Annotated in this window: 30 protein-coding genes; 19 read left to right on the top strand and 11 right to left on the bottom strand. The window is 65.1% G+C overall.

The genetic code is table 11. The annotated features are described in order from the left end of the window. A partial coding sequence (locus tag NU1_RS42350; protein ID WP_169815148.1) for an alpha/beta fold hydrolase occupies nt 1-460 on the bottom strand: 460 nt, incomplete at its 3' end. A 784-nt stretch (nt 461-1244) separates the two neighbouring features. On the opposite strand from NU1_RS42350, the gene NU1_RS27410 reads away from it, so the two are divergent. Both NU1_RS27410 and NU1_RS27415 read left to right on the top strand, forming a co-directional pair. Next, complete coding sequence (locus NU1_RS27410; RefSeq protein ID WP_067525810.1) at nt 1245-2450, top strand: DUF418 domain-containing protein; 1206 nt, start codon at nt 1245-1247, stop codon at nt 2448-2450. Nucleotides 2451-2540: 90 nt separating this feature from the next. Continuing rightward, nucleotides 2541-3500: an alpha/beta fold hydrolase gene (locus tag NU1_RS27415; RefSeq protein ID WP_067525812.1), complete on the top strand. Its 960-nt coding sequence runs from the start codon at nt 2541-2543 to the stop codon at nt 3498-3500. Nucleotides 3501-3537: 37 nt separating this feature from the next. Here NU1_RS27415 and NU1_RS40685 read toward each other — a convergent pair whose 3' ends face one another. The 3 genes from NU1_RS40685 to NU1_RS27425 form a co-directional block, all read right to left on the bottom strand. Beyond that, entirely contained in the window at nt 3538-3687 is a 150-nt protein-coding gene (locus tag NU1_RS40685) for an FCD domain-containing protein (RefSeq protein WP_212761193.1), read from the bottom strand. A gap of 16 nt (nt 3688-3703) precedes the next feature. After that, nucleotides 3704-4039, bottom strand: coding sequence for a hypothetical protein (locus NU1_RS27420; protein WP_157553132.1), 336 nt, complete (start codon nt 4037-4039; stop codon nt 3704-3706). A 280-nt stretch (nt 4040-4319) separates the two neighbouring features. After that, entirely contained in the window at nt 4320-5060 is a 741-nt protein-coding gene (locus tag NU1_RS27425) for a GntR family transcriptional regulator (RefSeq protein WP_067525817.1), read from the bottom strand. A gap of 213 nt (nt 5061-5273) precedes the next feature. Between NU1_RS27425 and NU1_RS27430 the strand changes: the two genes are divergently transcribed. The 7 genes from NU1_RS27430 (at nt 5274) to NU1_RS27460 (ending at nt 11802) form a co-directional block, all read left to right on the top strand. Then, nucleotides 5274-6419, top strand: coding sequence for an extracellular solute-binding protein (locus NU1_RS27430; protein WP_067525819.1), 1146 nt, complete (start codon nt 5274-5276; stop codon nt 6417-6419). Next, nucleotides 6419-7312 carry an ABC transporter permease gene (locus tag NU1_RS27435; RefSeq protein ID WP_067525821.1) on the top strand — a complete coding sequence of 298 codons (894 nt, stop codon included), beginning with the start codon at nt 6419-6421 and terminating at the stop codon, nt 7310-7312. Before NU1_RS27430 ends, NU1_RS27435 begins: the two co-directional genes overlap by 1 nt. Next, complete coding sequence (locus NU1_RS27440; protein WP_084521849.1) at nt 7300-8187, top strand: ABC transporter permease; 888 nt, start codon at nt 7300-7302, stop codon at nt 8185-8187. Before NU1_RS27435 ends, NU1_RS27440 begins: the two co-directional genes overlap by 13 nt. Next, nucleotides 8184-9230, top strand: a complete 1047-nt coding sequence (locus NU1_RS27445; RefSeq protein ID WP_067525823.1) for an ABC transporter ATP-binding protein — start codon at nt 8184-8186, stop codon at nt 9228-9230. The genes NU1_RS27440 and NU1_RS27445 overlap by 4 nt, the downstream gene beginning before the upstream one ends. Continuing rightward, nucleotides 9227-9913, top strand: a complete 687-nt coding sequence (locus tag NU1_RS27450; RefSeq protein WP_067526102.1) for an HAD family hydrolase — start codon at nt 9227-9229, stop codon at nt 9911-9913. The genes NU1_RS27445 and NU1_RS27450 overlap by 4 nt, the downstream gene beginning before the upstream one ends. 174 nt (nt 9914-10087) lie before the next feature. Beyond that, the gene (locus NU1_RS27455) at nt 10088-10510 is read left to right on the top strand and encodes a YciI family protein (RefSeq protein ID WP_067525825.1); all 423 of its coding nucleotides are present in this window, start codon (nt 10088-10090) and stop codon (nt 10508-10510) included. Further along, nucleotides 10507-11802 carry an RNA polymerase sigma factor gene (locus NU1_RS27460; protein WP_067525827.1) on the top strand — a complete coding sequence of 432 codons (1296 nt, stop codon included), beginning with the start codon at nt 10507-10509 and terminating at the stop codon, nt 11800-11802. Before NU1_RS27455 ends, NU1_RS27460 begins: the two co-directional genes overlap by 4 nt. Nucleotides 11803-11835: 33 nt before the next feature. On the opposite strand, the gene NU1_RS27465 is transcribed toward NU1_RS27460, so the two are convergent. The 4 genes from NU1_RS27465 to sigJ all read right to left on the bottom strand — a co-directional run bounded on the left by NU1_RS27465 (nt 11836) and on the right by sigJ (nt 14360). Next, nucleotides 11836-12147, bottom strand: a complete 312-nt coding sequence (locus NU1_RS27465) for a hypothetical protein (RefSeq protein ID WP_067525829.1) — start codon at nt 12145-12147, stop codon at nt 11836-11838. Beyond that, on the bottom strand, nt 12144-12344 hold the full coding sequence (locus tag NU1_RS27470) for a hypothetical protein (RefSeq protein ID WP_157553134.1): 201 nt from the start codon (nt 12342-12344) through the stop codon (nt 12144-12146). Before NU1_RS27470 ends, NU1_RS27465 begins: the two co-directional genes overlap by 4 nt. Nucleotides 12345-12385: 41 nt before the next feature. Then, entirely contained in the window at nt 12386-13144 is a 759-nt protein-coding gene (locus NU1_RS27475; protein WP_067525834.1) for a dienelactone hydrolase family protein, read from the bottom strand. A gap of 322 nt (nt 13145-13466) precedes the next feature. Continuing rightward, complete coding sequence (gene sigJ / locus NU1_RS27480) at nt 13467-14360, bottom strand: RNA polymerase sigma factor SigJ (protein ID WP_067525836.1); 894 nt, start codon at nt 14358-14360, stop codon at nt 13467-13469. Between the two features lie 156 nt (nt 14361-14516). Between sigJ and NU1_RS27485 the strand changes: the two genes are divergently transcribed. The 5 genes from NU1_RS27485 (at nt 14517) to dnaN (ending at nt 18336) form a co-directional block, all read left to right on the top strand. Next, nucleotides 14517-15101, top strand: a complete 585-nt coding sequence (locus NU1_RS27485) for an NADPH-dependent FMN reductase (RefSeq protein ID WP_067525838.1) — start codon at nt 14517-14519, stop codon at nt 15099-15101. Between the two features lie 10 nt (nt 15102-15111). Continuing rightward, nucleotides 15112-15570, top strand: a complete 459-nt coding sequence (locus NU1_RS27490; protein WP_067525840.1) for a YybH family protein — start codon at nt 15112-15114, stop codon at nt 15568-15570. 151 nt (nt 15571-15721) lie between these two features. Beyond that, nucleotides 15722-16018: a hypothetical protein gene (locus tag NU1_RS42355; RefSeq protein WP_067525842.1), complete on the top strand. Its 297-nt coding sequence runs from the start codon at nt 15722-15724 to the stop codon at nt 16016-16018. 28 nt (nt 16019-16046) lie between these two features. Further along, nucleotides 16047-17141 carry a hypothetical protein gene (locus NU1_RS41795; RefSeq protein WP_157553136.1) on the top strand — a complete coding sequence of 365 codons (1095 nt, stop codon included), beginning with the start codon at nt 16047-16049 and terminating at the stop codon, nt 17139-17141. Between the two features lie 334 nt (nt 17142-17475). Next, a complete protein-coding gene (dnaN, locus tag NU1_RS27510; protein ID WP_084521850.1) occupies nt 17476-18336 on the top strand; it encodes a DNA polymerase III subunit beta in 861 nt (286 codons plus the stop codon). A 114-nt stretch (nt 18337-18450) separates the two neighbouring features. On the opposite strand, the gene NU1_RS27515 is transcribed toward dnaN, so the two are convergent. Then, nucleotides 18451-18759, bottom strand: a complete 309-nt coding sequence (locus NU1_RS27515) for a hypothetical protein (protein WP_067525851.1) — start codon at nt 18757-18759, stop codon at nt 18451-18453. 509 nt (nt 18760-19268) lie between these two features. On the opposite strand from NU1_RS27515, the gene NU1_RS27520 reads away from it, so the two are divergent. The 5 genes from NU1_RS27520 to NU1_RS27540 all read left to right on the top strand — a co-directional run bounded on the left by NU1_RS27520 (nt 19269) and on the right by NU1_RS27540 (nt 23707). Continuing rightward, entirely contained in the window at nt 19269-20360 is a 1092-nt protein-coding gene (locus NU1_RS27520; RefSeq protein WP_067525853.1) for a helix-turn-helix domain-containing protein, read from the top strand. Between the two features lie 31 nt (nt 20361-20391). Further along, the gene (locus NU1_RS27525; RefSeq protein ID WP_212761194.1) at nt 20392-21309 is read left to right on the top strand and encodes an inositol monophosphatase family protein; all 918 of its coding nucleotides are present in this window, start codon (nt 20392-20394) and stop codon (nt 21307-21309) included. Between the two features lie 111 nt (nt 21310-21420). Further along, a complete protein-coding gene (locus NU1_RS27530) occupies nt 21421-22233 on the top strand; it encodes an alpha/beta fold hydrolase (protein ID WP_067525857.1) in 813 nt (270 codons plus the stop codon). Nucleotides 22234-22436: 203 nt separating this feature from the next. Next, on the top strand, nt 22437-22643 hold the full coding sequence (locus NU1_RS27535; RefSeq protein WP_157553140.1) for a hypothetical protein: 207 nt from the start codon (nt 22437-22439) through the stop codon (nt 22641-22643). A 428-nt stretch (nt 22644-23071) separates the two neighbouring features. Beyond that, entirely contained in the window at nt 23072-23707 is a 636-nt protein-coding gene (locus NU1_RS27540) for a Uma2 family endonuclease (RefSeq protein ID WP_067525861.1), read from the top strand. 82 nt (nt 23708-23789) lie between these two features. Here the strand turns inward: NU1_RS27540 and NU1_RS27545 are convergent, their stop codons facing one another. Continuing rightward, complete coding sequence (locus NU1_RS27545; RefSeq protein ID WP_067525863.1) at nt 23790-25505, bottom strand: MFS transporter; 1716 nt, start codon at nt 25503-25505, stop codon at nt 23790-23792. A 5-nt stretch (nt 25506-25510) separates the two neighbouring features. Further along, nucleotides 25511-26932 carry a condensation domain-containing protein gene (locus tag NU1_RS27550; RefSeq protein WP_067525865.1) on the bottom strand — a complete coding sequence of 474 codons (1422 nt, stop codon included), beginning with the start codon at nt 26930-26932 and terminating at the stop codon, nt 25511-25513. Nucleotides 26933-26953 lie beyond the last annotated feature (21 nt).

The raw sequence follows: 26953 nt of genomic DNA on the forward strand, positions 1-26953 counted from the left end.
TGTGTGCCACCCGGGCCATGTCGCCGCCGGTGGTCTGTGCCGCCCGGGGCATGATCGAGGAGTAGTAGGGCGGGTCCTCGAGTACTACCCCGCGCACGAGGTCGGGGCGGACGGCGGCGAGCCAGGTGGCGGTCAATCCGCCCGACGAATGGCCGGCGAGGAGTACGGGCGTACCGATCACCTCGTCGACGAACCGCGCCACGAGCTCGCCGATTCGGGCGTTCGTGTACTCGTCACCGGGTAGCCGGGCCGAACCGCCGTGACCGTACACATCGATGGCGTAAACATGGTGCCGCTCAGCAAGTTCCGGCAGCACCCGCTGGTAGTCCTGCCATCGGGAGCCCTGCCCATGGATCAGTAGCAGGGGAGTACCGCGGTCGGGTCCCTCGGCATAGTTCGTCCGGTACCCGTCGACATCGACCCACTTCTCCGTGAACCCGGCATCGCGGACCAGCGTCATGGCTTTTCGGTAGTACCCCAGGTCAGCCCCGGAATGCCTGCACTTGACGAACATGAAAGCCGCCGCACAAATCGCACTTACCACTCCAGCTCCGAGCACAGCCCGACTTGGTGGCCACCCGCCCGGCACTGGACGGGGACCAGGGTGCCACCAACCGGCACGGCGGAGACTGCCAGCAGGGAGTATGCCTGGGCGAGTTCCTATCTCCCGTGCCTTGCCCTTGACCGGCGATTGGCTGAAATCCACGGAATCCGCACCGGGAGTCAGGTCTTGGATCTCCATTGGCCTCCTTGGTCGAGACGGTGAGGTCCGGTGATGATCTCACAATCACGGCGGATCCTCAGCCCCGGCTGACGGAAAGGCCTACTTACTCAGCGTGTTTGGACTAGCGTCTTCGGAACCGCATTCAAGGGTCTCCTCGGCCCGGATGGTCCGTCACCGGATGAAGCAGCCGACCGGTAGACGGCTGGGGATCGGCAGTCGGATTCGGCTGCCGATCCCTCTGGACTACCGCTCGGCCTGCGCCGCCGTCGGACCGCGTGGACCTCAGGTGTGGCAACGGCGAATCCGGTCAGGCAGCGGGCCGACTCGAGGGCGTAGCCGAGTCCGCGCCGGGAGCCGATCACGCCGTATGAGCAGACGTGAGCGGTGGCGTGTCGGGAAGTCAATCCGGCGCAGGTTCATTGCTGGCCGGTGGGAGATCATCCTGAAGTCGCGGAATCCCATCGTGACATGGTCCCCGTGGTGGATGTCCGGTTCGGTGGCGGTGTCATAGCGTGACGGTATGTCCGATCCGGTCGTAGCTCCGTCGTCCGCTGGCCGTATCGGTGAAATCGATGTCCTGCGCGGGTTCGCGCTCTTCGGGATTCTGGTGACCAATGTCGTGGTCATGACGACGCTGCTGTCATTCACGGGACCGAATTCCGATCCGCAACCGCTGTACGACGGGACCTGGGACCGGCTCGTCTACGGGCTCGTCAACGGATTCTTCCTGGGGAAGTTCTATCTGCTGTTCGCCTTCCTGTTCGGCTACTCGTTCACGCTGCAGATCGCGGCGGCCGAACGGGTGGGCGCCGCACCGGTACGGCGGTTGCTGCGGCGCAGTGGGGCGCTCTTCCTGATCGGGCTGGCGCACGTGGCGCTGTTGTGGCTCGGTGACATCCTCACCCTGTACGCGGGCCTGTGCCTGATCCTGGTACTGCTGCGCAAGATTCGTCCCCGGACGGCCCTCATCACCGGTGCGGTGCTGTACCTGCTGTTCGCGGCGGTGGCGTTCATTCCGGGTAGCGGCGATATCGAGGGCCTCGGCAATATCTTCGACTTGGAGCGGTTCCGGGAGGGCTACACCGGGAGTTTCTCGGAGACCTTCTTCACCCAGATCCACGTGGGTCCGGTATTCATGCTCTTCATCTGGCTGGCGCAGGGTGTGCCGAGCCTGGCGATGTTCCTGATCGGAATGGCGGCGGGCAAGCGCCGGATATTCGAGGATGCCGCACTGCTGCGCCGCTGGACACCCAGGGCACTGTGGTTGGGATGCGGTGTGGGGCTGCCGATTTCCCTCGGCACCGTGGTGATGGAGATGAAGAACGGTTCTGTGCCCTCGTTCTGGTACGGATTGCAGGAGTTGGTGAATCCGCTCGTGACACTCACGTATGTGGCGGCGATCGTCTGGCTGGCACGTACGCGGTGGGCCGCACCATTGGGGCGGTTGGCCCCGGCGGGTCGAATGGCGGCCAGTAACTACATCTTCCAGTCGGTGGTCCTCATGCTCGTGTACACGGGGTACGGGCTCGCGCTGGGTGATCGGGTACCGCCCGCCACCGTGGTCGCGATCGCCCTGGTGACCTACGCGGCGCAACTGTGGCTGAGCGTGTGGTGGCTGCGCGGGCATCCTTACGGCCCGGTCGAATGGCTGCTGCGCGCGGCCACCTACCGCCAGTGGCCGACGTGGCGCCGCACCCCCGCCCCCGACTCGGTCAACGCGAGCTGACCCGCGAATAGTTTGCCCGGCGCTCGAGCTCGGGCTGGGTTACGCTCCCCGCGCACGACCGATTGCGGGGGCACTGTGGCGAGACATTCGATGGTGGAGACGGTTTCGCCGGAGGCGCGGCGGCGTCGCCGGTGGATTGTCGCACTGGTGGCCCTCGTCGTGGTCGCGGGATTCCTCGGGGTGAATACCGTATCGGTGCTGCGGCAGACCACGGCGGCGAGCGGGGACCAGGTGGTGCGCCTCGAGGACGGTGATCTGCGGGTGGTCGAGGATGGGCCGCGCGACGCCCCGGCGCTGCTCTTGATTCACGGCTACGCAGGTTCGACGGCGTGGTGGGATCCGGTCCTCGCGCAGCTCGCCGACGACTATCACGTCATTCGCGTCGACCTGCTCGGCCACGGCGGTTCCGCGAAACCGGAGTCCGGCTACGACATGCCCGCTCAGGGGCGACGGATGGCCGCGGTTCTGGACCGGCTCGGCGTGGACCGGGCCCTGGTTATCGCGCATTCCATGGGCGGCTTGGTCGCCACCGCACTGGCCGAACAACGACCCACCCTCGTCGCGGCGCTCGCCTTGATCAATACTGCTCCGAGCAATTCCGCCACCACCGCGCAAGGTTTCCTCGCTCGCCTTATCCCGGTGCCGGTCGTCGGAGAACTGTTGTGGCGCTTCCGAACCGATGCCGCCCTCCGCAATGGTCTGGGTACCGCGTTCTACCGCGACATTCCCATCCCCGACCGTATCGTCGCCGACGTCCGCGCCATGACCTACACGTCATTCACCCGGTCGCCGAAGGAATCCGCCCGCTATCGCTCCGTGCGGCCGCTGCCGAACCGTCTGGCCGGGCTGGACTTGCCGCTGCTGGTCATTTTCGGAACCGAGGACGAACGCGTCCACGCCAGTTCGGCCGAGGAGTATCGCACGGTCCCCGGGGTACGGATCGAAACCCTTCCGGGAGTGGGCCATACGCCGATGCTGGAAGACCCGCAGCGCACCGTGGACCTGCTGCGGTCATTCATCGACTCCGTCGCGGAAGCCGAAAATCCCTAGCGCACCGATTCCGAGTGGTCCGCGGGCACGGGCACGGTCACTCCGCTGGTTTGGCCCAGCGGCCACGCGCCTGCCGGATATGTTCGCCCATAATGCGTTCCACGGCGTCGGCGTCTCGTGACTCGAGCGCGTCGAGAACGGTGTGGTGTTCGCGGGCGACATCGGTGAGTTCACCCTTGTCGGACAACGGCTTCGGATCCAGTTCATTCGGGGCGATAGCCGGGATGCGTGTAGCCGAGGTAGGGGCGCACTTCGGAGCTGGTGATCAACACCGCCACGCCCGTGACGGCCTTCTCGGTGCCGTCGAGATGGCGGATATCAGAGGTGACGACGGCGAGCGCGCCAGTGGAGTGAACGGTTCGGATCAATCGGAATATCCAAAGGGGATCGTTCAGCTTGAACCGAAAGACTGTGCTGAGTTCGTAGCCGTGCTCGCGGGCAAGGGATTTCAGCGCCACCACGTCGTTCACGTCGTCGCGGAGATCCAGGCAGATCACTCCGATTGCCACGCGTGTTGTCACGGGATAAAGCTCTTCCATGTCGAGGCGAGAAACCCAGGATATCGGGTAGCTGCGGGAACGCGGACGGTCAATCGGGAAACGCGTGATTGATCCAGCTTTCGGTAGACGGTAGGCGTAGGCACCGCAGATACCTCGTCTGGGGGTTCACAGTGATCACGCCACAGACCTCGACCAAATGACGAAAGGTCCCATTGTCGTCGAAATACACTGCGCCAGAGACGATCGCCTGGTTGCGGCGCACGTCACGTAGCTGCGGTGTCGGGTGACGGTGTTCGGTGGTGCCGATCGAGCACCGATGTCAGCCCTGCGGCAGCCGCAGTAGGGGATTCGCGCCGACCGAGTTGTGGATGCTGAAGGTGATCCGGTCGGGCCGGTAGCGGTCGTCGGAGTATTCGGCGGGGGTGCCGTCCGGGGTGGTGGTGACGCGACGCTGGCGCAGCAGCGGGCTGCCGCGACGCACGCCGAGCAGCCGCGCGTCCTGTGAGCCGGCCGGGACGGCGTCGATCAGATGATCGCCGTAGGCGAAGACCGTGCCGATGCTGCCGTGCAGGCTCTCGGTCACCGAGACACAATCGGCCGGCAACTTCTCGACCTCGTGCGCGAGGAATGGCGCGTAGACCGTCCGCTCCAGCAATATCGGTTCACCGTCGAGAAACCGCGACCGGACGACGTGTAGCACCACGGCATCCGCGGCGATGTTCAGCTTCTGGCGGTCGATGTCGGTGGCGCGCCTGCGTTTCTGTGCGTGCACCCGGCTCGCGATCTCATAGCCGTGGAACTGTGCCCACTGGGCGAAGCTGTGCAGCTCGGCGAACGACTGGTGGCGCTCCGTGCGCAGCACGATGCGCCGCGCGCCCTGCCGCGACCCGATCAGCCCTTCGGAGGCCAGTAGCGCCACCGCCCGACGCACGGTTCCCCGGGAGGCGCCGAAGGTCTCCATCAGCTCGGCTTCGGAGGCCAACTGCGAACCGACGGGATACCTGCCGCCGATGATGCTCTCGCGGATGGTCCCCGCAATCTCCTCGTAGCGCCCGGGCATGCCATCTCCTCTAGCTGAAATTGTGTGCAGTTCAAACATGCGGCCGTGTCGGGTGACCATCCTAGGGTTGCTCGTGAGTACCTACTCTGACCGACTAAATATTCGGAGATACGTCATTCCGAATTAACCCGAGGGTATCGATCTCCTGGCAGGCTCCGCCGTACTTGTTTATACAAGTGCCGCCCGACCTCCAAACCCCACACGGGAGACAGCGTGAAAGCAACGCGTATCGCCGGCCTCACGGCCAGCCTGATCGTCGCCACGGCGGCCCTCGCCGGCTGCGGTGCCAAGAACGAAGACGCCGCCCTCACCGCCACCGGCGTCAATGCCGCGACCGCCACGTCCGCCGCCGACTTCGGTGGGATGGACGCGCTGATCGAGGCCGCGAAGAAGGAGGGCAAGCTGCACGTCATCGCGCTGCCGCCCGACTGGGCCAACTACGCGGAGGTCCTCGAGGCATTCAAGGCCAAGTACGGCATCGAGATCGAGAGCGAGAATCCGGACGCCTCCTCCTCCGAGGAGATCGACGCCATCAAGACCCGCAAGGGCCAGGATCGCGCACCCGACGTGCTCGATATCGGCGTCGCCTATGCCCTGTCCGGCACCAAGGAGGACCTGTTCGCGCCGTATAAGGTCGCGAACTGGGATGCCGTCCCGGCGGGGATGAAGGACCCGAACGGCAACTGGCTCAACGACTACGGCGGCTATGTGTCGATCGGCTGCGATGCCGCTCGCATCCAGGTGTGCCCGACCTCATTCGCTGACCTGCTCAAGCCCGAGTACAAGGGCAAGGTCGCGCTCAATGGCAATCCGACCAAGTCCGGCTCGGCCTACTCGGGTGTCTTCGCCGCAGCCCTCGCCAATGGCGGCTCCTTCGACGATATCCAGCCCGGCATGGACTTCTTCACGAAGTTGAAGCAGTCCGGCAATTTCAATCCGGTCGAAGCGACCCCGGCCACGGTGCAGAAGGGTGAAACCCCGATCAGCATCGACTGGGACTACCTGAACGCGGGCTACGCCGAGCAGTTCAAGGACAAGGGCGTCGACTTCAAGGTCGCGATCCCGTCCGACGGCAAGTTCGCCAACTACTACGCCCAGGCCATCAACAAGCACGCACCGCATCCGGCGGCAGCGCGCCTGTGGCAGGAATTCCTCTTCAGCGCCGAGGGCCAGAACCTGTGGCTCAAGGGTTACGCACGTCCGGTGCTGCTGCCGACCATGATCTCCGACGGCACCGTCGACAAGGCGGCGGTCGCCAAACTTCCCGTTGTGGAAGGTGATCCGACCTTCCCGACCCCAGAGCAGGTGACCGCGGCCAAGAACGCCCTGGCCGCCGGCTGGGATAAAGCCGTCTCCTGATGACAGCCGTACTCGACAGCGAGTCGGTCCCGCCCACGCCCCGTAAGCGGCGCGGGCGGGGCCGGCTCGCCACCGTCCCCCTTTTCGCGTTCCTCGCCTTTGCCTTCGGCCTGCCGCTCGCCGCGATCGTGCACGCCGCGTTCCAGGTGAAAGACCCTGAGACGCTGCAGACTTCATTCGGCGTCGGAAATATGTCGGCCTCGCTGCAGGACGCCTATCTGAATGCGCTGCAATCCAGTATCAAGATCTCCGCGACGGTGGCGGTACTCGGCGTGATCGTCGGAACACTGCTCGCACAGGCTGTGGTCACCTCCGGAGCGCGGTGGCTGCGCGAGCCGGTGCTGACCGCATCGGGCGTGCTCGCCAACTTCGGCGGCGTCCCGCTCGCTTTCGCCTGGGTCGCGACGCTCGGCAATGCCGGGATGATTACCGACTGGTTCAACCTCACCGACCGCGGCTGGAGCCTGTACAGCTTCACCGGTCTGACGGCCACCTACCTGTACTTCGCAATCCCGCTGATGATCCTGACGATCACCCCGGCGCTGGACGGGTTACGACCCCAGTGGCGTGAGGCGGCGCAGAACAACGGCGCGTCCACCTGGCAGTTCTGGCGGTACATCGGAATCCCGGTGCTGACACCGTCCCTGCTCGGCGGTGCCGTGCTGCTGTTCGGCGCTTCGTTCGCCGCGCACGCCACCGCGGCGGCCATGCTCGGCACGGGCAGCGCAGTCCCGCTGATCACGTTGAAGATCGCCGCGGCGCTCGGCGGTGACGTGCTGGTCGGACAGGAGAACGTGGCCTTCGCGATGAGTCTGGACATGATTCTCGTGGTCGCCGTGGTGATGGCGATTTACCTTCCCCTGCAACGGCGGAGCAGCCGATGGCTCGCGTGAGTACGGCGGGCAGGAGGCTGCAGCGCAGCGGGACCCCACCTGCCAGCGAGGTCAGGCGACGACGGCACCGTCTGACATCACGCCCCTTCATACTGTTGCTCGGTGCGCTGTACTTCGGCATGCCGATGCTGGCCGCGTTCCTGTTCACCGTGCTCGTTCCCGGGGATGGACCGAACAGCGGCTGGGACCCCAGCGCGTACGGGCGGATCGCCAGCGCCGACGGGATCGGTGCGAGCCTGGCGCTCTCGTTCGGCCTGGCCGTCGCCGCGATCGTCATCGTGCTGGCGCTGACCTTGCCCGCGATGATCGCGGTCCGGTTGGCTGCGCCCCGGCTGCGCCCGGTGCTGGAGGTGCTGTGCACGCTGCCGCTGGTGGTGCCGCCGATCACCTTCGTCGCCGGGATCAAGCGCACGCTGACCTGGCAGGAGCCGCTCTCGGCGACCCCGCTGTACAGCACGTTCAATGTTGTTCAGCAGCCGTCATTCCCCTTGGTACTGGTGATCGCTTACGTCGTGCTGGCACTGCCGTTCGTGTACCGCGCCCTCGATGCGGGGCTGCGCACCATCGATGTGCGCACTCTGGTCGAGGCCGCCCGGAATCTGGGCGCTAGCTGGCCACAGGTCGTCATCGGTGTGCTGATGCCGAACCTACGCTCGGCCTTGGCCGGAGCCTGCTTCCTCACGCTGGCGCTGGTACTGGGTGAGTACACCGTCGCAGCTCTGCTCAACTATCAGACGTACCCGGTCTGGATCGTGTGGAACGCCGGTGTCGACCCGCAGTTGTCGGTCGCGGTGTCCCTGTTCAGTTTGGCGCTCACGTGGGCGCTGCTCCTGGCCCTGTCGACGGCCGGGGCACGCCGGAAGGAATCGAAATGACGACATCGACCACGCCCGCCCGCGTCGAATTCGCGGGCTTGCGCAGGGTTTTCGGCGCCGCGGTCGCACTGGACGGGCTGGATCTGGCGATCGAGCCGGGCGAGCTGGTGGCGCTGCTTGGACCGTCCGGTTGCGGTAAGACGACCGCGCTGCGCTGTGTCGCGGGGTTCGAGCACCCCGATTCGGGTGCGGTGCTCATCGACGGCAAGGACATCACCGGCGTTCCGGCCAACCGGCGGGACGCGGGCATGGTGTTCCAGTCCTACAGCCTGTTCCCCAACCTGACCGCGCGTGACAATGTGGCGTTCGGGCTGCGCATGCGCAAGGTGAAGGCGCGCGCACGGAACGCGTGGGTCGACGAATTGCTCGATCTCATCGGGTTGCCGCAGCTGGCCGACCGGTATCCGCATCAGATGTCCGGTGGTCAGCAGCAGCGCATCGCGTTGGCGCGAGCCCTGGCACTGAACCCTCGGGTACTGCTGCTGGACGAACCGCTGTCCGCGCTCGACGCCAAGGTGCGTACGGCGCTGCGGGACGAGATCCGGCGACTCCAGCTCTCGCTCGGGATCACCAGTCTGTTCGTGACGCACGACCAGGAGGAAGCGTTGTCGATGTCGGACCGGGTGGCGGTCATGAAGGACGGGCGGGTCGAACAGTGCGCGACGCCCGCCGAACTATACGACTCGCCCGCCACGGCCTTCGTGGCCGAGTTCGTCGGAACAATGAGCCGGATCCCGGGCCGCCTGGTGGGCGAGAAGGTCGAGGTGCTCGGACAGCGTCTACATGTGCGCGGTGGCGTGCCCGTCGAGTCATCGGTGGATGTGCTGGTGCGGCCGGAGGAAGTGCTGGTGACCGCGGCGGGTGACGCGAAGGTCGTCTCGACCTCGTTCCTGGGTGCGGTGACGCGGGTCAACCTGGCACTTCCCGATGGGACACTGGTCAAAGCCGATATCGCCACCCGAGACGCCGCCGACTTGGCACCGGGCGGTGCCGCGTCGGTGCGGTTGCGGGATCACCCGGTGCTGGTGGCCGCGTGCGCATGAGCCTGCAAGCCGTGCTGTTCGATATGGACGGCACGCTCGTCGATACCGAGATCCTCTGGTGGGACACAGTGGAACTCGTCTCCGCGGAGGCGGGATACCGACTCGTGCCGGGTGACGCCGTTCATGTCACCGGTGCGTCCGTGGCGGACACCGCCGAGTTTCTGTCGTCGAGGACATCGTCGTCGGGGGCGACGTCGCTGCTGGCCCGTCGCCTGGACGACGCATTCAGCGAGGCGGTCTCGTCCGGAGTCGTGCTACGCCCCGGGGCGTTGCGTCTACTCGATCTGCTGGCGTCCGCCGAGATCACCGTCGCATTGGTCAGCGCTTCACCGCGCCGGGTGGTCTCCCACGTCCTGCGCACCGTCGGCGCCGACCGGTTCGCGGTGACCGTCGCCGCCGAGGACTCGCCACGGAACAAACCGCATCCAGACCCGTACCTGACCGCGCTGGCCCGGTTGGGGCTGCGGCCCGAAGTCTGTGTGGCCGTAGAGGATTCGCCCACGGGCGTGGCCTCCGCCGAAGGGGCGGGCTGCCCGGTCCTGGCCGTCCCCTCCCTCCTGCCGATTCCTCCGGCCCAGGGACGTCTGATCCGATCCAGTCTCGAACAAATCGATGTGACCGTTCTCCGAGACATGGTCGGCGCGGCGAGCTGTCAGCATGTTCTTCGAGAGTGTGAGCTATGAGATTCGCGATCCGACGTTCACCGTCGGCGATGATGTGACATTCGGGACTGACGAATCGCGGACGACTCGAGAATCCGCGCTGAGTCTTTCGCCAGATATGTCGATCGAGCGTCTTCTCGTTCGACGCACCTGATGAGAGGGTCGAGAGACGACCCGGCACGAAGGAGCAGAGCGATGAAATACATGCTGATCATGCGCGCGCCCGATGAAGCCGTCTGTGCGGCGAACGATGTCCCGGTGGAGCAGGTGCTCGAGGCCATGGGCAGGTACAACGAGGAGATGGTGAAGGCCGGGGTACTGCTGGCCGGGGAGGGGCTCAGCGACGCCTCGGAGGGTGTTGTCGTCGACTTCTCCAGTGAACCGCCGCTGGTCACCGATGGTCCGTACGGGGAGACCAAGGAGCTGTTCGGCGGGTTCTGGATTCTCGAGGTCGCCTCCAAGGAGGAGGCGATCGAGTGGGCGAAACGGGCACCGTTCGGTGTGGGATCGAAGCTCGAACTGCGGCGGGTCGCCGATGCCTCCGATTTCCCGCAGGACAATGAATGGGTGCAGAAGGAAGACGGGTGGCGCGAGGAAATAGCGAACCGGCACGGATGACCACCGATCCGGGGCGGCGCCGCACGGACTCGGTGGAGTCCGCGCGGCGCTCGGTCGCGGCGGTGTGGCGCATCGAATCGGCTCGTATCGTCGCCACCCTGACCCGGATGGTCGGCGATTTCGGACTCGCCGAGGACCTTGCGCAGGAGGCACTCGCCGACGCGCTCGTACAGTGGCCGGAATCCGGAATTCCCGCGAATCCGGGTGCGTGGTTGACCGCCGTCGCCAAGCGCAAGGCCATTGACGGGTGGCGACGACGGGAACGCTACGACGAACGCCTGGCCGCGCTGGCTCGCGAACTCTCGGCCGATGTCGCGGACGCGATCGGCGCCGGGGCCGAATTGCCCTGGGACCCCGATGGAATCGACGACGACGTTTTGCGTCTGGTCTTCATTGCCTGCCACCCGGTCCTGTCCCGCGAAGCTCAGGTCGCGCTGACGCTGCGGGTCATCGGCGGCCTGTCGACCGAGGAAATCGCGCGCGCCTGCCTGGTTCCGACCGCGACGGTGCAGCAGCGCATCGTCCGCGCTAAGAAGACCCTCGCCGCAGCGAAGGTGCCCTTCGTGGTGCCGGAGCGGCCCGAGTTCGAACAGCGCCTCACGGCCGTCTTCGGGGTGCTGTACCTGATGTTCAACGAAGGCCATGCCGCCACCGCCGGCGAGGACTGGATGCGCCCGGAACTGAGCCGAGAATCCCTGCGGCTGAGTCGAATACTCGCTGAGCTAGTCCCCGCCGAGCCCGAAGCTCACGGCCTGGTCGCGCTCATGGAACTCACCGCCGCTCGCTTCCCGGCCCGCCTCGACGCTGCCGGCGAACCGGTACTGCTGGCTGATCAGGACCGTCGCCGCTGGGACACCGCAGCCATTGTTCGCGGCCGCACCGCACTGGCCCGTGGCGACGGGATCGGTAGCGGACGCGGTGCGTACGCCCTACAGGCGGCGATTGCCGAATGCCACGCTGTCGCACCCACTGTCGACGCGACCAACTGGTGCCACATAGTGATCCTCTACGAGGCTCTCGGTCGCCTCGCCCCATCGCCGGTGGTGGATCTCAACCGCGCGGTAGCTGTGGCGATGGCCTCGGGCCCGGAAGCCGGATTGCGCATCGTCGACTCCCTCGTCGCCGACGGCCGCCTCGCGAAATATCATCTCCTGCACGCGACTCGCGGTGAACTACTCGCCCGTCTCGGCCGATATGAGGAAGCTCGCGCGGAATTCACCGTGGCCTCGCGGCTCACCGGCAATCAACAGGAACGAACGGTGCTGCTGCAGAAGGCGTCAGCGCTGGGCTGAGCCGATCCCCATTATCGCGCTTCGTTCCGGCGGTCAGAGGTCGAATCGCGCTCGGAGCGCGACCTTCAAGCGTCCCAGTTGGGCGGTTGTGAGATGTCCGGCTGGTTCTTTGAGCCAGCCTTTGTCGAACGGGGAGATGTCGTAGACGGCGACGGAGAGCCCGCCATCGATGGGGACGGTCAGCAGCTTCATCGCCTCGGGCACCTCCCGTTCGGGGCGGACCCGTGCGGCGAGGAGCCGACGGCGTCCGAGCATCGCGGGCTGTGCCTCGAGGATGACGACGGTCGCTTCTTCCGCCCCGATCGGGCTGACAGCCTTCCAGAGTTGACCCTGCGTGATGGTCACTCGCCGAACTCCTGCGGGAACAGGTCGGCCAGCTCGGGCTGGGAGTTGCGGGCATCGAATTCGGCGAGTTTGCGGAGGTCTTCTTCGAGCAGGCTGTTTCGGACCGCGCGCTGGATGTATTCGGATACGTTGCCGGCGGCGGAATCTCGCATGGCCTCAGCCAGTTCGTCCGGCATCGTGATGGTTAATTTCGCCATCCGGCAACGATACATCAACACGCTGTATCAAAGTATGGCGTTCAGTGCAGATTGCGGTCGAACAGGGCCAGTAGTTCGCGGTAGTGCCGTTCGGCGGCCGCGGGGTCGTAGGCGGAAGTGTCGGCCTGCGTGTAGCCGTGTTGGGCTCCCTCGTAGACCTCGGTGCGGTGGCGGACGCCGGCGGCGGCGAGTGCTTTGTCGAACTGGTCGATGTGTTCCGGCGTCATGTGGTGATCCTCGCCGGCGTGGGCGAAGTACAGCTCCGCCGTGATCTCTCCGACGGCCAGGTGCGGGCTGTCCGGGGTGTCGGTGACCAGCGGCCCGCCGTGGAATCCGGCCACCGCCGCAACCTGCTCGGGGAATATGGCAGCGACCAGCACCGCTAACCGCGCACCCATGCAGTAGCCGGTGACGCCGACCTTCTCCCCGGAAACCAGTGGCGATGCCGCCAGCCACTCGAGGTAGGCACCGGCATCGGAACGCAGCAGCTCCGGTGTGAGCGCGCGGATCATCGGGAAGACCTGCCCGAAGATCTCCGGCCGCTCCTCGGGGTCTATGAAGTCCGGCAGCTCGATTACCGGCGCGCGCCCGTGCCGGTAATAGGCGTTCGGAAGTAGGACGGTGTAGCCGTGGGCGGCAATACGATCGGCCAGCGACCGCAGGCTGGGACGCAGTCCGAAACCATCCTGAATCACCAGCACTCCCGGATGAGCGGCGCCATCGTCGGGGTAGGCGACATACGCGTCAGCGACACCGTCGGGTGTCTGCACATCGACCGATATACCGTGCGTTGTGGTCATTGTTGAATCCTTCTGTCGTGGTTGATGTCCTGTGATCAACACGAAGAAGGCGGAGCCCGCGCAATACAGCATGACGCTCGATGGAAAAGCGGGCCGACACCGGCCCGCCCGGTGCTCAGCAGAGCACCGGGTAACCAATCCGTGTGTGGCGCAGTGCCGTCCCGGTAGTCATCGATTCACACCGTAGTCCACCGGACTGGACCGGTGTCAACTCTCGGGTTGCGCCGTCTCCGGTGCTCAGGTGTTGCGCTCGGCGATGATGACCAGTCCCGGTCCGCGTCGGCAGCTGGCTGACGCCCGGCGACCTGACGCCTCGCGCGAATCATCCACGCATCGTCCAGGCTCGGAGTTTCTCCGGGTTCCGGATCGCCCAGATGCGGGTGATCCGGCCGTCTGCGATGTCGAAGGCGTAAACCGAGACGATGATGCCTTCGAGCTGTGCTACCAGGCCGGGCTGGCCGTTCACCGTGCGCTCCAGCAGGGTTACCGCGGGACCGTGGGTGGCGATTTCCATCCAGGCGTGGGCGATCTGCTCGCCGCCGTTGATCGGGTCGAGGAAGGCCAGTGCCAGGCCGCCCCCGTCGGCCGTCGCGATCGCCTGCGGGTCGAGCAGACCGATCAGCGCCTCGATATCCTTTGTCTCCCACGCACGTTTGAAATCGCGGACCACTTCGGCGCGCTCGGTACTCGACGGGCCCCGTGAGGTATCGATGCGGCGGCGAGCGCTGGAGGCGAGCTGTCGGCAGGCTGCGGGAGTTCGCCCGACGACGTCGGCGACCTCGGCGAAGGAGTAGCGGAAGACGTCGTGCAGGATGAACGCCACCCGCTCGGCCGGTGTCATGGAATCCAGGACGACGAGGAAGGCCATGCTGATCGACTCGTCGAGGGTGACCCGGTCGGCGGGATCGGCGGAGGCGGGACCCTCGACCCATTCGGACCGTCCGGGAACCGGCTCCGGAATCCATTCGCCCACATAGCGTTCGCGCCTGGCGCGCGCCGAGTCGAGTAGATCGAGGCAGATCCGGCTGGCGACCGTCGTCAACCACGCGCCCGGCACCGCCACCTCCCGCCGCTGCCGCTCGGACAACGAGTACCAGCGCGCGTACGCCTCCTGCACCACATCCTCGGCCTCGCCCAGCGAGCCGAGCATCCGGTAGGCGAGATTGATCAGCTGACGGCGTTCATCGATCACCTCGGACAGGCGCGGGTCGGTCATGCTCGGCTCCTTCGTTGCGTGCGTCCTCACCGATATCGACGAAGCAGCGCCCCGAAATGTGAGCGCCGCGAAGCGTCTCAATGAGGCGTCCTGACATTCCGGACGGCTGCGTCGTCGGAAGGTCAAGACAGTTTCAGCCAACCAGGAGTTCCGGAAATGATCAGAATCGGCATCATCCTCGGCAGTACCCGGCCCAACCGTAACGGCCCGCAGGTCGCCCAGTGGGTTCTGGACTCGGCATCGCGGCGCGACGCCGCCGAGTTCGAACTGATCGATCTGCGCGACCACCCGCTACCACATCTGGACGAACCCGTCCCACCGATGCACGGCCCGTCGGTGCATGCGCACACCCGCGCCTGGGCCGCGCGGATTGCCCCGTTCGACGGGTTCGTGGTGGTGACTCCGGAGTACAACGGCGGCATGCCCGGGGTGCTGAAGAACGCCATCGACCATCTGTGCGCGGAATGGACCAATAAGGCGGTCGGATTCGTCTCCTACGGCGTGAGCGGCGGCACCCGCGCGGTGGTGCAACTGCGGATGGTGTGCAGCACGCTGGGTATGGCCGATGTGAGCCGCCCGGTGGAGATCTCGTTGCTCACCGATTTCGAGAACCACACCACCTTCACCCCGGGCGACCACCACGCCACCGCGCTGAACACCTTGCTGGATCAGGTCGTCTCCTGGAGCGCCGCGCTCGCGCCGCTGCGAGCCGCCGCCGAAACCACTCTCATCAGTTCCTGAGGAGCCAATCATGAGCACATCCAATGACTTTCAGTCACGCGCTGAGGTAGCCGAGGTCGAGATTCGCCGGCAAATCGACAGGGTGGTCGAGGGACTGCGGGCCAAGGACCTCGATGCACTGAAACGCCTGTACGCGACCGACGTCGTGTCCTTCGATGTCGAGCCGCCGCTCCAGCACGTCGGGATAGGGGCCAAACTCGAGAACTGGGCGAGAGTGTTCCTGTTCTTCGACAGTGTGGACTACGAGTTTCGCGATCTGACATTCACCGTAGGCGGTGATGTGGCATTCGGGCACGCCTTCGGTCGTCTCAGCGGCACGCTGAACAACGGGACCGCGACGAGCGGGATGTGGGTCCGAGTCACGTACGGCATGCGAAGGATCAACGACACCTGGTTGATCACGCATGATCAGGTGTCGGTGCCGCTCGACATCGCGAGCGGCAAAGGCATGGTCGACCTCGAACCCTGACGGTTCTCGGGACCGGTCGCTGTGCGGTCTCTCGAACGGGTCCTGTTCGAGAAGTCGGTGAGGGCGGCCTCCTCCCTGGCGCTTGCCGCGACTCTGCATGTCGCCCATGAGCTCGCCAGCCGATGAGGTTGGTCGGCGGGCCGTACCTCCGATGTCGCGAACGGATCAGCAGTGTTCGTGCTGTACGGACTTCGGGAATACCGACCACTCGCGCGGCGAGCAGGACTACTGCGGTGCCGACGGCCGCGCCCGCGGTCAGCGTGACGATCTGCGCGATGCTGGGTGTGCCGATCGTGGTGCGGGCGAGCGCGATTGCGCCCGTTCCGGCGGCTCCGGCGAGGGGGGTTGCCCACACGACGCGGTGGACAGTGATGGCGACAGCGGAGCAGCCGAGGAGCCCGTACCGCCCCCGAAGCAGAATGTGACCGGCCACCGCACCGCAACGTAGGCGAGCAAGCTCGCGACGCCCGGCCCGTATGTCCAGCAATGGGAAGATCAGGCGTGATGTCTGCATCGAGAATGTCGAGGTGACGCATACCTCCGGCACCTTAACTACTGATCTCGCGCGGATCGTCCCCGAAATCGACACCTACGCGCGACCCGCTGTTCGTCTGCATCCGCGTCCAGGCCGGCCAGCAGTTTCGGAAAGCCACATCGGGGGTCCGATCCTGTGGCCGGATACGCAACCGTGGCCACGCTGCGGCGCCATCCATTGCGCGCACAACCTCGCGCGCTCCACCGCGCGAGGTGTCGTCCTGCCCGTGCCGTCAGGTCAGCTGACTGCCCGTGAGCGAGCCGCCCGACTGAGCTGGAAGGCCGCCTCTCGCCGACGCGCAGACCGAGCGAGCGTCGCTGAACGCACGGCCCTGTTGCGCGAGCCCTGCGCGACCCCGTTGATACCGCTCGCGCAACTGTTCGCCGCTGATTTCCCCGAGATCACCTTTCCTGCAGGTAAAGACATCGCGCAGGTGATGTGGCGTGGCCTTTTCGACCACGACTCCATCGAAGTCTTCTGGCAGGACTCCGCCGATATCATCGGCATCCAACAACCCCCTGCCGCTGAACTCGCCGAGGAGTTCGGTGACACCATCACCATGAGCGCCTGCATTCTCGATCCCGAGCGAATATCGGATCTTCCCTGGTACGAGGAGCTTCCCCCCAACGTCCGTGAACAACTGGTCCAGTGCCGACCAGAACCAGCAGACACCGACGATCTGGCCCACAACGGCGCCCGTCAATACCCACCGTCGTTGTACTACCGGCTGTCAGCCGCACCTGGATTCAAAATTGGTGGGAGCATGAACTGGTCGACTAATGATGTGCCGGATCTGATCTGTCCCGACTGCAAGGCATCGACCGCACTACTGTTGCAACTCGACACCTACGAGTGGCCGCCGGGACAGCCTGACTCCCACTGGCGCCCCCGTGAAGACTCCCAACTCGTTCCGGGCACTCCACACTACAATCTCGCCTGTGAGCCAACAGGTTTGACGATCGGACGCGCCAGCCACGGTGGGGTGTTCGCCTGCTCGATGAACCCGGAACACAGTCCACAGTTCATTTGCCCATAGGGGTCTCGAGCGTGTCGCAGATGGAGACGATTCTTTTGAAGACTCTCCGTCCCCCACGAACGCCCCAACCCGCTGCCAGATTGTCCGAGCCTGACGGCCACCTGCGATCAGCATCCCGAAGCCCAGCATGACGCACTCACCCCAGCCGGGTGCGAACAGATCTTCATCGACAAGACCTCCGGCAAGCTCGGGGCGCATCGGTGTCGATTTCGGGTCGATCGGCCTGTGTCACGTCGCTGCCGCCGCTGCTGGAATTGGCCGATGATCGCGACACACTGCTTGCGCAGACCGAGGAGCAGATTGCGCTGTTCGTGAGTGGTGATCGGGTGGGGGCGTGGCGGAAGTTCATGGTGGATGCGCGGATTCACATGCCGGAGGAGGTTTTCCTGCAGTACTTCGGAGCGTTGACGACTATCCGGAACTTCCCGAATCGCCCGCGACAGTCGGTGGCGTCGACCGCGGGAAACTATGCGACGCGGTGGCCCGGGTAGCGGTGGCCGCCGGGCGTGACGACACGCTGCCGATGCTGACCGGGGTGAGTATCGAGTTCCATCCCGGATTCCTACGGTTGGTGAGTACGGATCGGTTTCGCATCGCGATCCACGAGCTGGAGTGGGATCCGGTGGGGATCTCGGGACCTGCCAGCGTGCTGGTGCCCGCCCGCGCGCTGGCCGAAACCAGCAAGGCACTGTCGGGACCGCGGATCGAAATCTCCGGTGGCCCAGGGCAGACCGTTCTGGGGCTGACGACCGGCGACCAGCGCCACACGATGCGTACGCTCGATATGCCTTATGCGCCCTATCAGCGCTATCTCGAAAGCACCCACACCGCAACCGCTTTGATCAATACGGCTGCCTTGGTCGATGCGATCAAACGGGTGTCGCTGCTCTCGCCCCGAAGCGCGCAAGTGCAGTTGACCTTCGCCACAGCCTCGGCCCGCTTGTCCGCCGGCGGTGGCAACGAAGGCAGCGCGAAGGAGATTATCGGTTGCGAGTTCGATGGGGAACCTTTGACCATTGCCTTCAACCCCCGCTACCTGCTCGAAGGACTGGCCGCCGCACGTGCCGAGGTTGTAGAGATCGCTATGAACGGACCGACCGGAGCGGCAACAGTTCGTGCCGCTGATCGCGAATCCGACGGTGAGCGCCGCGATGGCCTGATCTACGTACTGATGCCAGTGCGCCTACCTCACTGAGCCACGAGGTCGCACACCTCCATGGTGCAGACGTGCCAACGATCTCTTCGGCCGACCCGCAGCCCAGCGCACCCAGTAGCGATCATGCCGGACGGCAGTGACCAACACGCCTTGTCAGTTCACATGGACGGCATGACGGGTGATCGCAACGTCAATCGGCTGATGGGAAGCGTCCGTCGACACACACGGCTCGGCTCCGTCTAGGATTGAGTCGAGGATATCGGCGCTGTCGAGCGTGGCTCGGAATGATTGTTGGCGGGCGCCTGCGATTACGGCGTAGAGCACGGTGGCGTAGAGGTGGGAGCGGGGCACGGTTAGCCGCCATCCGCAGTGTTCGTGCTGCTGCAGACGGTTTTCGACGATATCGATGACGTCCTGAATGACGTGGATCTCGATGTCGGCAATCTCGTCGCGGTCGAGCATATTCAGAAACCGAACTTCGGACGCTCGGCCGGTTCGATGCGGCCTTCGCGGATGAGCAAGGTCCTGGCGCACAGTTTGATCGGGCATGCGGTGATCGGACATTCGATGTGTTCTTGCATTACCGCGCACGCGGATTCGAGCGTGAGTCCGTCCGGTGGGACGCTGTGGTCTGTCGGCTGAAGACTGTAATCGGGAACCATGGTGCAGGACCTCCAGTGCGTTGGATCCCCTGGTTGACCGGGGAGAAATGTTGTGCCGCTTCCGAATAACCCTCGCACGCGAAGCCCGCCGTGACACCTGCCCACCGGTTCGCTATTCACCGGATTCTTGGGCGCGCTGACCTGCGAAGTTGTTACGCTATCCGCATGTTGCCCATCGGAATGGGTGAGCCGGATAAGCCGTCGACACTCGGATCTCGAAGGGGCGCGCGTCTGCGAACCTCTTCGAGATCGCCGAATGCGAACGCTCGGGCGAGCCAACCGTTGAGCCCCCAAGCGCGTGGCCGAGAGATGGCCGCCATTGGCAAGAGGCTGTGGACCGAGCTGGGGTCGGTGACCCGCACGGCGACGGAATTGCTGGACCGGTATCCGGATGTGCCGAGTTTGCAGGCGTATCGGTATGCCGCCGGTCTGTCCCAGGATCAGGCCGCTGCCCGCTACAACGAGGTCACGGGCAATCAGACCAGCCTGGGCGGCACTTCCATCAACGCCTGGGAGACCTGGGCACGGGCACGTGGCCAGGGGTCGCCACCGTCATTGTCGAGCGTCTTGATTTTGTGCACCGCCTATGGCCGTGGCCCGCTAGGGATGGCAGACGAGCACATTTCGCCGACCGAGTTGATTGCCGAAGCCTACGAGCGACTGCCGATCGAGGATCAGCTTGCGCTCAAGCGGTTCACCGCAGATCGCGGTTTCCGACCGGCAGCCGCAGCCGATCACTCGCACTCAACCGCGTCACCTGCGCAAACGCATGGCTCCGTATCGCAAGGAGCAGTAGGACAGATCGGCGGTGAGTTCACCCTCTCGGTTCCCACTTTCGAGTACGGGAACTCGGACATATGCGTGTTCTCTCTCCCCAATCCGCGACCCGGCCAATTGCTCGACTTGACCTGGGAGACTTTCGGATTCGGCATAGATCGACTCTCGCAGCAGATCAAGAGCGTCGGGAGACGCCTGGACGTGGACATATGCTTCGGCGTGAACGAGGCCGGTCTGGTGATGGCAACGTTCCTTGCCTCGTCTCGGTTCTCCCGCTGCACGATCGGCTACCTGCGCTGCAACAAGATCCGCGACGGCATCGAGTTGGACGTCGCATCGTACTTCCCTGAAGCCAGAGCCACACCGACCATCGTCATCTGCGACTTCGAGGTCAAACATGCCGATGTCATCGGCCAACTGGCCGGACAGGTCCGCGCGAAGTACCCGAAAGCAGAGCTGTATTTTGCTGTGTTCGGCGCCATGACCAAAGGCCGCGACCTGGAAGTTGCCAGCTTCGACGATCTGACCGGTGCCAAGATCATGCGCGGCGCGGACTTCGAAGCCATCTTCATCGCCGCCACCATGAGCCCACCCGGCATCGAACCTCCTCTGGAGTTGCGATGAGCTCCCAGAAAGGTGATTGCCGATGCCTAGCTTGAACATTCCCGAACTAGCGCAACGTATCGCAGGGCTGGTGCAGCAGCTGATGGGAGAGATCAGGCCGCAGCTGATGGAAGCCGCCCTCACCGGACACCGCGCGGAGAACGATAATCCGCGGCACGTCGACAACTTTCTCTCCGATCACGATCTGTGGATGCATCATCGCTACAAGGAAGTTCTCGCCGAACACATCCCGTCATTCGTCTATGCCTCGGAGGAAGCTGACCCCGAGGTCATCGGCGTGGAACGCGACCCCAGCCTGTGTGTGCTGGTCGATCCTCTCGATACCAGTGAGCTGGCCGTGCGGGGCCTGTGCGGGTACACGCATGTCTTGGTGTACTCGCGTACGCTGGCCAGGCCCGTGGTAGCCGTGGTCGGCGATATTTTCCACCACGTCCAGCTGTACGTGGCGGCCCGCGACGATAGTGGCCGGGATCGAGCCTTCGTGATCACCGCGGAGGGCGACGAATTTTCTCTCGAAAGTCCTTCAAAAGCAGCACTTTCCGAATCGCTGGTCACGAACTACCTGATGCGCCCGCAACAACGGTTCCGGCCGCTTGCTGGGCAAGAGCAGCTTCTGAACGCACTCGGCGCACCATCTCCGGATGGGAAAGCTCGGGGGCGCATCGGTGTCGATTTCGGGTCGATCGGCCTGTGCCACATAGCTGCTGGATTCACCGATGCCATGGTGGAATTCGCCAAAGGATTCGCCATCTGGGATCTGTCCCCAGGCCACTACATCCTGCACGCAGCCGGCGGCACCGTCACTGATCTCCACGGGAAGCCCATCACCCTGGATTACGGCCTGAACTCACTGTCCGCGATCAAACAGGCGATGGACCGGCGTCAGAAATTCATCGCCGCCGGAAACCCCCGCCTCGCACACGAAATCCGCACGATGCTCCAGCCGTGATACGCCGAACCTTCGAACGCGCGGCCAACTCTATCGGTCGCGGACCGATGAATTTCCCTGCCCCGCATCGTCACAACCTTTGTCCGTGTCGTACGCACGCTGGGAGACCCCATGACCTCGACCGCAGCAGTTACCACCGCAACCCTGACTGTGCCTGATGGCAGTTTGTATTACGAGGTGCGGGGGAGTGGGCCGCTCATGGTGTTGTTGGGTGCGCCCATGGGGGCTGAGGACTTTGTGGGGCTGGCGGGGGAGTACACGGTGCTGACCACTGATCCTCGGGGGCATCGGCGGAGTGTGTCGAACGATCCGGAGCAGGAGTCGACGCCGGAGTTGCGGGCTGATGACGCGGCTCGGTTGATTCGGGCGATCGATGCGGGGCCCGCTGTGGTTTTCGGGTCCAGTGGCGGGGCGGTGACCACGCTGGCGTTGTTGGAAAGCGCGCCGGAATTGGTGACTGCCGCTATCGCGCATGAGCCGCCGCTGGTGGAGTTGGTCGATGATCGCGACACACTGCATGCGCAGACCGAGGAACAGATTGCGCTGTTCGTGAGTGGCGATCGGGTGGGGGCGTGGCGGAAGTTCATGGCGGATGCGCAGATTCACATGCCGGAGGAGATTTTCCTGCAGTACTTCGGAGCCGAGCCGCCCGCCGAGCAGGCGGCGTCGGAGAACTTCTGGTTCCGTCATGAAATTCGAGGGACCACGCATTTCACCCCGAATATCGATGCCCTGCGCGGGGCCGGCGCGCACCTCATTATCGGGATCGGCGAACAGTCGACCGGCCAGACCTGCGACCGCACCTCTCGCGCGCTCGGCGATGCTCTCGGGATCGCCCCGGCCCTGTTTCCCGGCGATCACACCGGCTTCGTTCCGGATCCGGTCGGCTTCGCCGCCCGCATGCGCGAACTGCTGAATTCCTGAACGGATTCTCCGGACGTATTCCCGACTTCGCGCCGACCACACGATGCGCGAGGTCGGAACACCTGATCGAAATTCGATCACATCCTCAGCGGCAGCGCTGGTGGTGTGTGAGAATCGGCGACGTTCTTGCTCTGCCCGAATGGCGATGAGGAGCCGTTGTGCGTGTTCGATTTTTGGTTGGTTTGCCGGTTGCGGTGTTCTTGATGGTTCCCGCGATCGGGTTGGCGGGTGCTGGTTCGGCTCAGGCTCGGGTTACGACGTTCACCTGCACGGCTGAGTCCTTCGGCGGGGATGCGATGCCGCCGGTAACCGTGGAGTCCAAGTACGGGGTGCGTGCTGCGATCGGGCTGGCCAAGACGGAATGGCGCGGGCAGGCCAAGTTCAGCACCATCGAGTGCAAGCCGAGCTGACAACACAGCCGCGGCTCAGACATCAGCACTCGTCCCGATGTCGAAAAGGTGCAGTCGGCTCCGTCCCAGGGACACCGCCGCCCACGAACGGGCGCGAACTCCACCTCCGAGATGACACCCGAGCAGCGGACGCACCGGGAGGCGGAGGTGCGTTCGCTCTATCGCGGCATGGTCCGGATTATCGTGACCCGACGTGGGCGAAGCTGATCGACTTCGAGACGACACTGCCGAGCGCGGTCGAGGTCGGCGAGGCCGATGGCCCATGGGCGGGCTGGCCGTCCTGGCCGAACTCGATCCCGCTCTGCCCCGCTACGTCGCGGTCACGGCATACCTATATGAGCGCGACCGTGACCCGGTGACAGCAGCACGGCTCAACTGCGGGCTACGACCAGCATCGGCACCCGTCGACGGTGGGCTAGGGTTGCGTTGTGACGGTGGGGCCGAACAGCGCTGATTCACTCCCGGAAACGCTCACGTGGGAGGAGTATCTCGCATTGCCCGATGAGGTCGCGCAATGTGTGGAGGGACTCGACCATGGTCGGGTGGTCTGGGCGAGAACCGGCCCACGTCGCAACCAGCGAGCCGCCGTGCGTGTGCGCAACGCACTGGAGTCGGCCTGGACGGATGCGTCACGCGACCTGCCCGGCGAGTGCTTCGAAGCCGACGTCGAGCAACCGATCTTCTTCACCGCCAAGAACGACTTCCTCAAACCCGACTTCATTCTGTACCGCTGTCTTCCCGCCGACGAGCAGGAAGTGCCTGCCACGGCCGTGGTTATCGCGGGCGAGGTGCTGTCGCCCTCGAATTCCGTCCAGGACATGGCACGGAAGACGCTGCGGTACGCCGAAGCCCGAATTCCGTGGTACTGGGAGATCGAGCCGGGCGAGCAGACGATAAGTATTCGGATCAATGCCCTGCTTCCAGCACCGGAAAACAGGCCCGCTGGGGTGACACCGTTGCGTTCGTACCACTATGAGCCAGTGGCTTTTTGGGAAGGCGCGGGCGATTTGGCCTACCACCTTCCCTTTCCGTTCGTCATTCCCGATGAAAGCCTCGCGTACTGAACAGTGTTCGGCACCCAATGTCTCACGGCTCACGCACTGCCGGTCTCACTCGAGGATCAGATGATGTTCTACCGTCGAGGGCTCATATCCGAGCCTGCCTGACCGGCACCTCCGGCTTGCTCGGCGGCCGGTTCCTCCGGAGGCGAGCCAGGAAAGGTACACCGGCGGCGGTCAACAACACGAGCAGCACGACCGCCGATGTCCGGAAGGCGGAGACGAAGACCGTGCCGGAGACCCGCCGTGCGGATTCCTCGACCGCGGTGCTCGTCTGTTCGCGCAGCTTGGCAGCGGCCGGTGTGGTGCCCGTTGCGGAGTGTTCGCAACCCGTGGGGGTCCGCTCGGGTGTGGGTGACCGCAATTGCAGTGTGGCGCAGCGCGCGAACTCGTCGGCGATGCCCGGCGCAAAGGGGGTCACGATCGACAGTTCCCGCTTCAACTGCTCCTGTTCCGGCTCGACAGCGGACGGGGCCGCCGCGCCCACCGCGTGGAAGAACAGAATGCCGATCAGCGCGACGCCGAGGGAGTTTCCTACCTGCTGCGCGGCCGGCACCAATCCGGAGGCCGAATCCACCGACCGCGGTGGTACCGCCGCGACGACCGCGATCTGCAACCGCGCCGCCGCCATACCGACCCCGAATCCGCCGAGCGCCAGTGGAATCAGCAACACCGGCCATGACAGGGCGGCCGGTGTTGGTTCCAAGGCCAGTAACCAACCGACCAGCAGCACACCGAAGAGCACGAAACCGATTCCGATCATCCGGTCCCCGAGTCGGTCGGCCAGTCGGGGCGCCGACAGTGCCCCCAGCACCGCGCCCGCCGAGAACGGCAGGGTGGTCACACCGGTGCGCAGTGCGGAGTACCCGAGCCCGAACTGGAGCGATACCGACATGGTGAACAGGTAGGCCGCGAAGACCCCGTACACCACGAGGCAGGCGAGGATCCACCAGAGGAACCGCGCGGAGGCGAACAGGCCCGGATCGACGAGCGGTGATCCGCCGCGCCCGGATAGCCGCCGCTCGTGGGCGACGAAGCCCGCGAGGATGATCACGGACGCTGTCAGCATCGCCAGGATGGGCGGTGACCACGCGTGCTCGCGCCCGATCGACAGCCCGTAGACGAGCAGAAAGAGACCAGTCGCCGCCAGCACAGCACCCATCGGGTCCAGTGTGGCGCGTTGCGATCTGACCGAACCGCGCAGATGCCGGGCGGCCAGCACCAGCACCACAGCCCCCGGGATCAGATTCACCAGGAAGATGGAACGCCAGGACAGGTCGAGCGGATTCGCGCCCAGTAGCAGTCCGCCGACCAGCGGGCCGAGCATGGCCGCCGTGCCGGCGGTCGCGCCGTATAGCGCGAACGCCAGATTGCGGCGGCGGGAGTCGGCGAACCGCTCGGTAATGATGGCGATCGGCTGTGCCGATACCGCTCCGGCCGCGGCCCCCTGCAATACTCGCGCCGCGATGAGAGTGAGCGGCGTCGGCGCCACACCGCACAGCACCGATGCCACCACGAACAGCGCGACGGCCGCGGTGAAGAAGCCACCGCGCCCCCACCGCATGCCCAGGCGCGCACTCGGCAGCAGCGAACACGCCAGCGCGACCGTGTATCCCGTGAGCATCAGTGACGATTCGGCCGAACTCGCGCCGAGGTCACGCACGATGTCGGGTATGGCGACGATAACAATCGTCGCGTCGACCATCTGCATGAAGACCGCGATGAACACGGCCACCACGCCCACCCACGCCGAGGACTTCGTCCCGGGGAGAGCGGTATTGCGCTGTACGCCGAGTGCGCTCATGGCGGCTACGCGACGACGTCGCGGGTGAGCACTCGGGAGCCGGTGTGCGCGATCGACTCCATGACCCCGGCGAGCACATTGCTGTAGCGCGCCATGGATGCCGCCGCGACCTCGGTGTCGGGGTACAGCGAGGCCATCCAGATCATGTCGTCGGTGCGCTGCACCCAGGTGTAGACCTCCTCGGAGGTGCCTCGACTGCCGAAGAAGGAGAAGTCGATCGCGGAGAACAGCTCTGCGCCCGGCAACTTGCGCATATCGAGGAACGACAGCATGGGCGCCACCCAGCCACGTCGCACCTCGAAACCGTCGTGCGATTCCAGTAGCTCGACGACACGATGCAACGACACGTCCGACAGCCACCTGCCGGATTCGAAGGCGGCGTCGGCGCGTTTCGCCACCGCGGCGAAGCCCTCCGCGGGGTCGAAGTCGAAGGAGATCGGAATCAGGCTGGCATACCAACCGATCGAGGCGCGTTCGGCGTCACCACTACGGGTATTCTTCGGCGAGAGCGTGAAATAGCTGGTGCGCCGCGTGATCTCGTATTCGGCGAAGGCCGCCGCGGCAAACAGACCCGATACCAACCGGACGCCCGCTCTCGCACATTGGGCTTCGAACTTCTCGGCCGCCGCGCCGGACAGCAGTACCTGCCGGCTCGACGCCGCCGAGACGGAGCCCTGCGTATCGGTCGCCCGCAGCGGCAGGGGGAAGCTCGGCAGTCGGCCACCATTGGTGAGGATCCTGTCGGCCCACTCCACGATCTGCGGTGAACTCACCTCTAGTTCCGCCGCCCGCGACCGTTCCCGGCCGCAGTGTTCGCGGTAACTCGCCACCGGAACGGTCGCGAGGCGCTGTTCGGCGGTCGGATCGAAGTAGAGCTGGGTGAGCTCACCACTGATGATTCCGCCCGATACGGCATCGCAGTTGAGGTGATCACAGGCCACCACGACCGTGAAGGATCCACCGTGATCGATCACCGCGAAGGTGAAGCAGTCCCAGCTGCTGGGGCCCGGCGTCACATGCTGCAGGATTCGGCTCACCATCGGGCCGTCGATCTCGCCCCAGGCATCCGGGACCAACTCGATGTTCTCGGCGTCGAGCACATGCCGGTGGATACGGAAGTCGGCGTCGATCTCGAACCAGCTGTGGAAGGCGTCATGCCGCCGCACCACGATGGTCGTGGCGCGTGCCAGCGCCTCGATATCGGGTTCACCCCCAAGTGTGAAGGCGCACAGGATGAGCCGGTCGAAGCGTCGGCCGGCGCGTTTGGCCGTTCGCGCCATTTCCAGGTAGGCATCCTGCTGGAAGGACGGCGGGGTGGGGTCGATACGGGCGCGGATGACGGCCGCGCGTGCTCCCTCGCTGGGTCGGATGATCGTCAATCGGCCGCTCTTGGGCCGCCAGTCGTCTATGAGACCGCTCTGCATCATGGCTGTGGATCCTCATCAATT

The sequence above is a fragment of the Nocardia uniformis NBRC 13702 genome (assembly GCF_001613345.1).
In the GTDB taxonomy this organism is placed as follows: Bacteria; Actinomycetota; Actinomycetes; order Mycobacteriales; family Mycobacteriaceae; genus Nocardia; species Nocardia uniformis.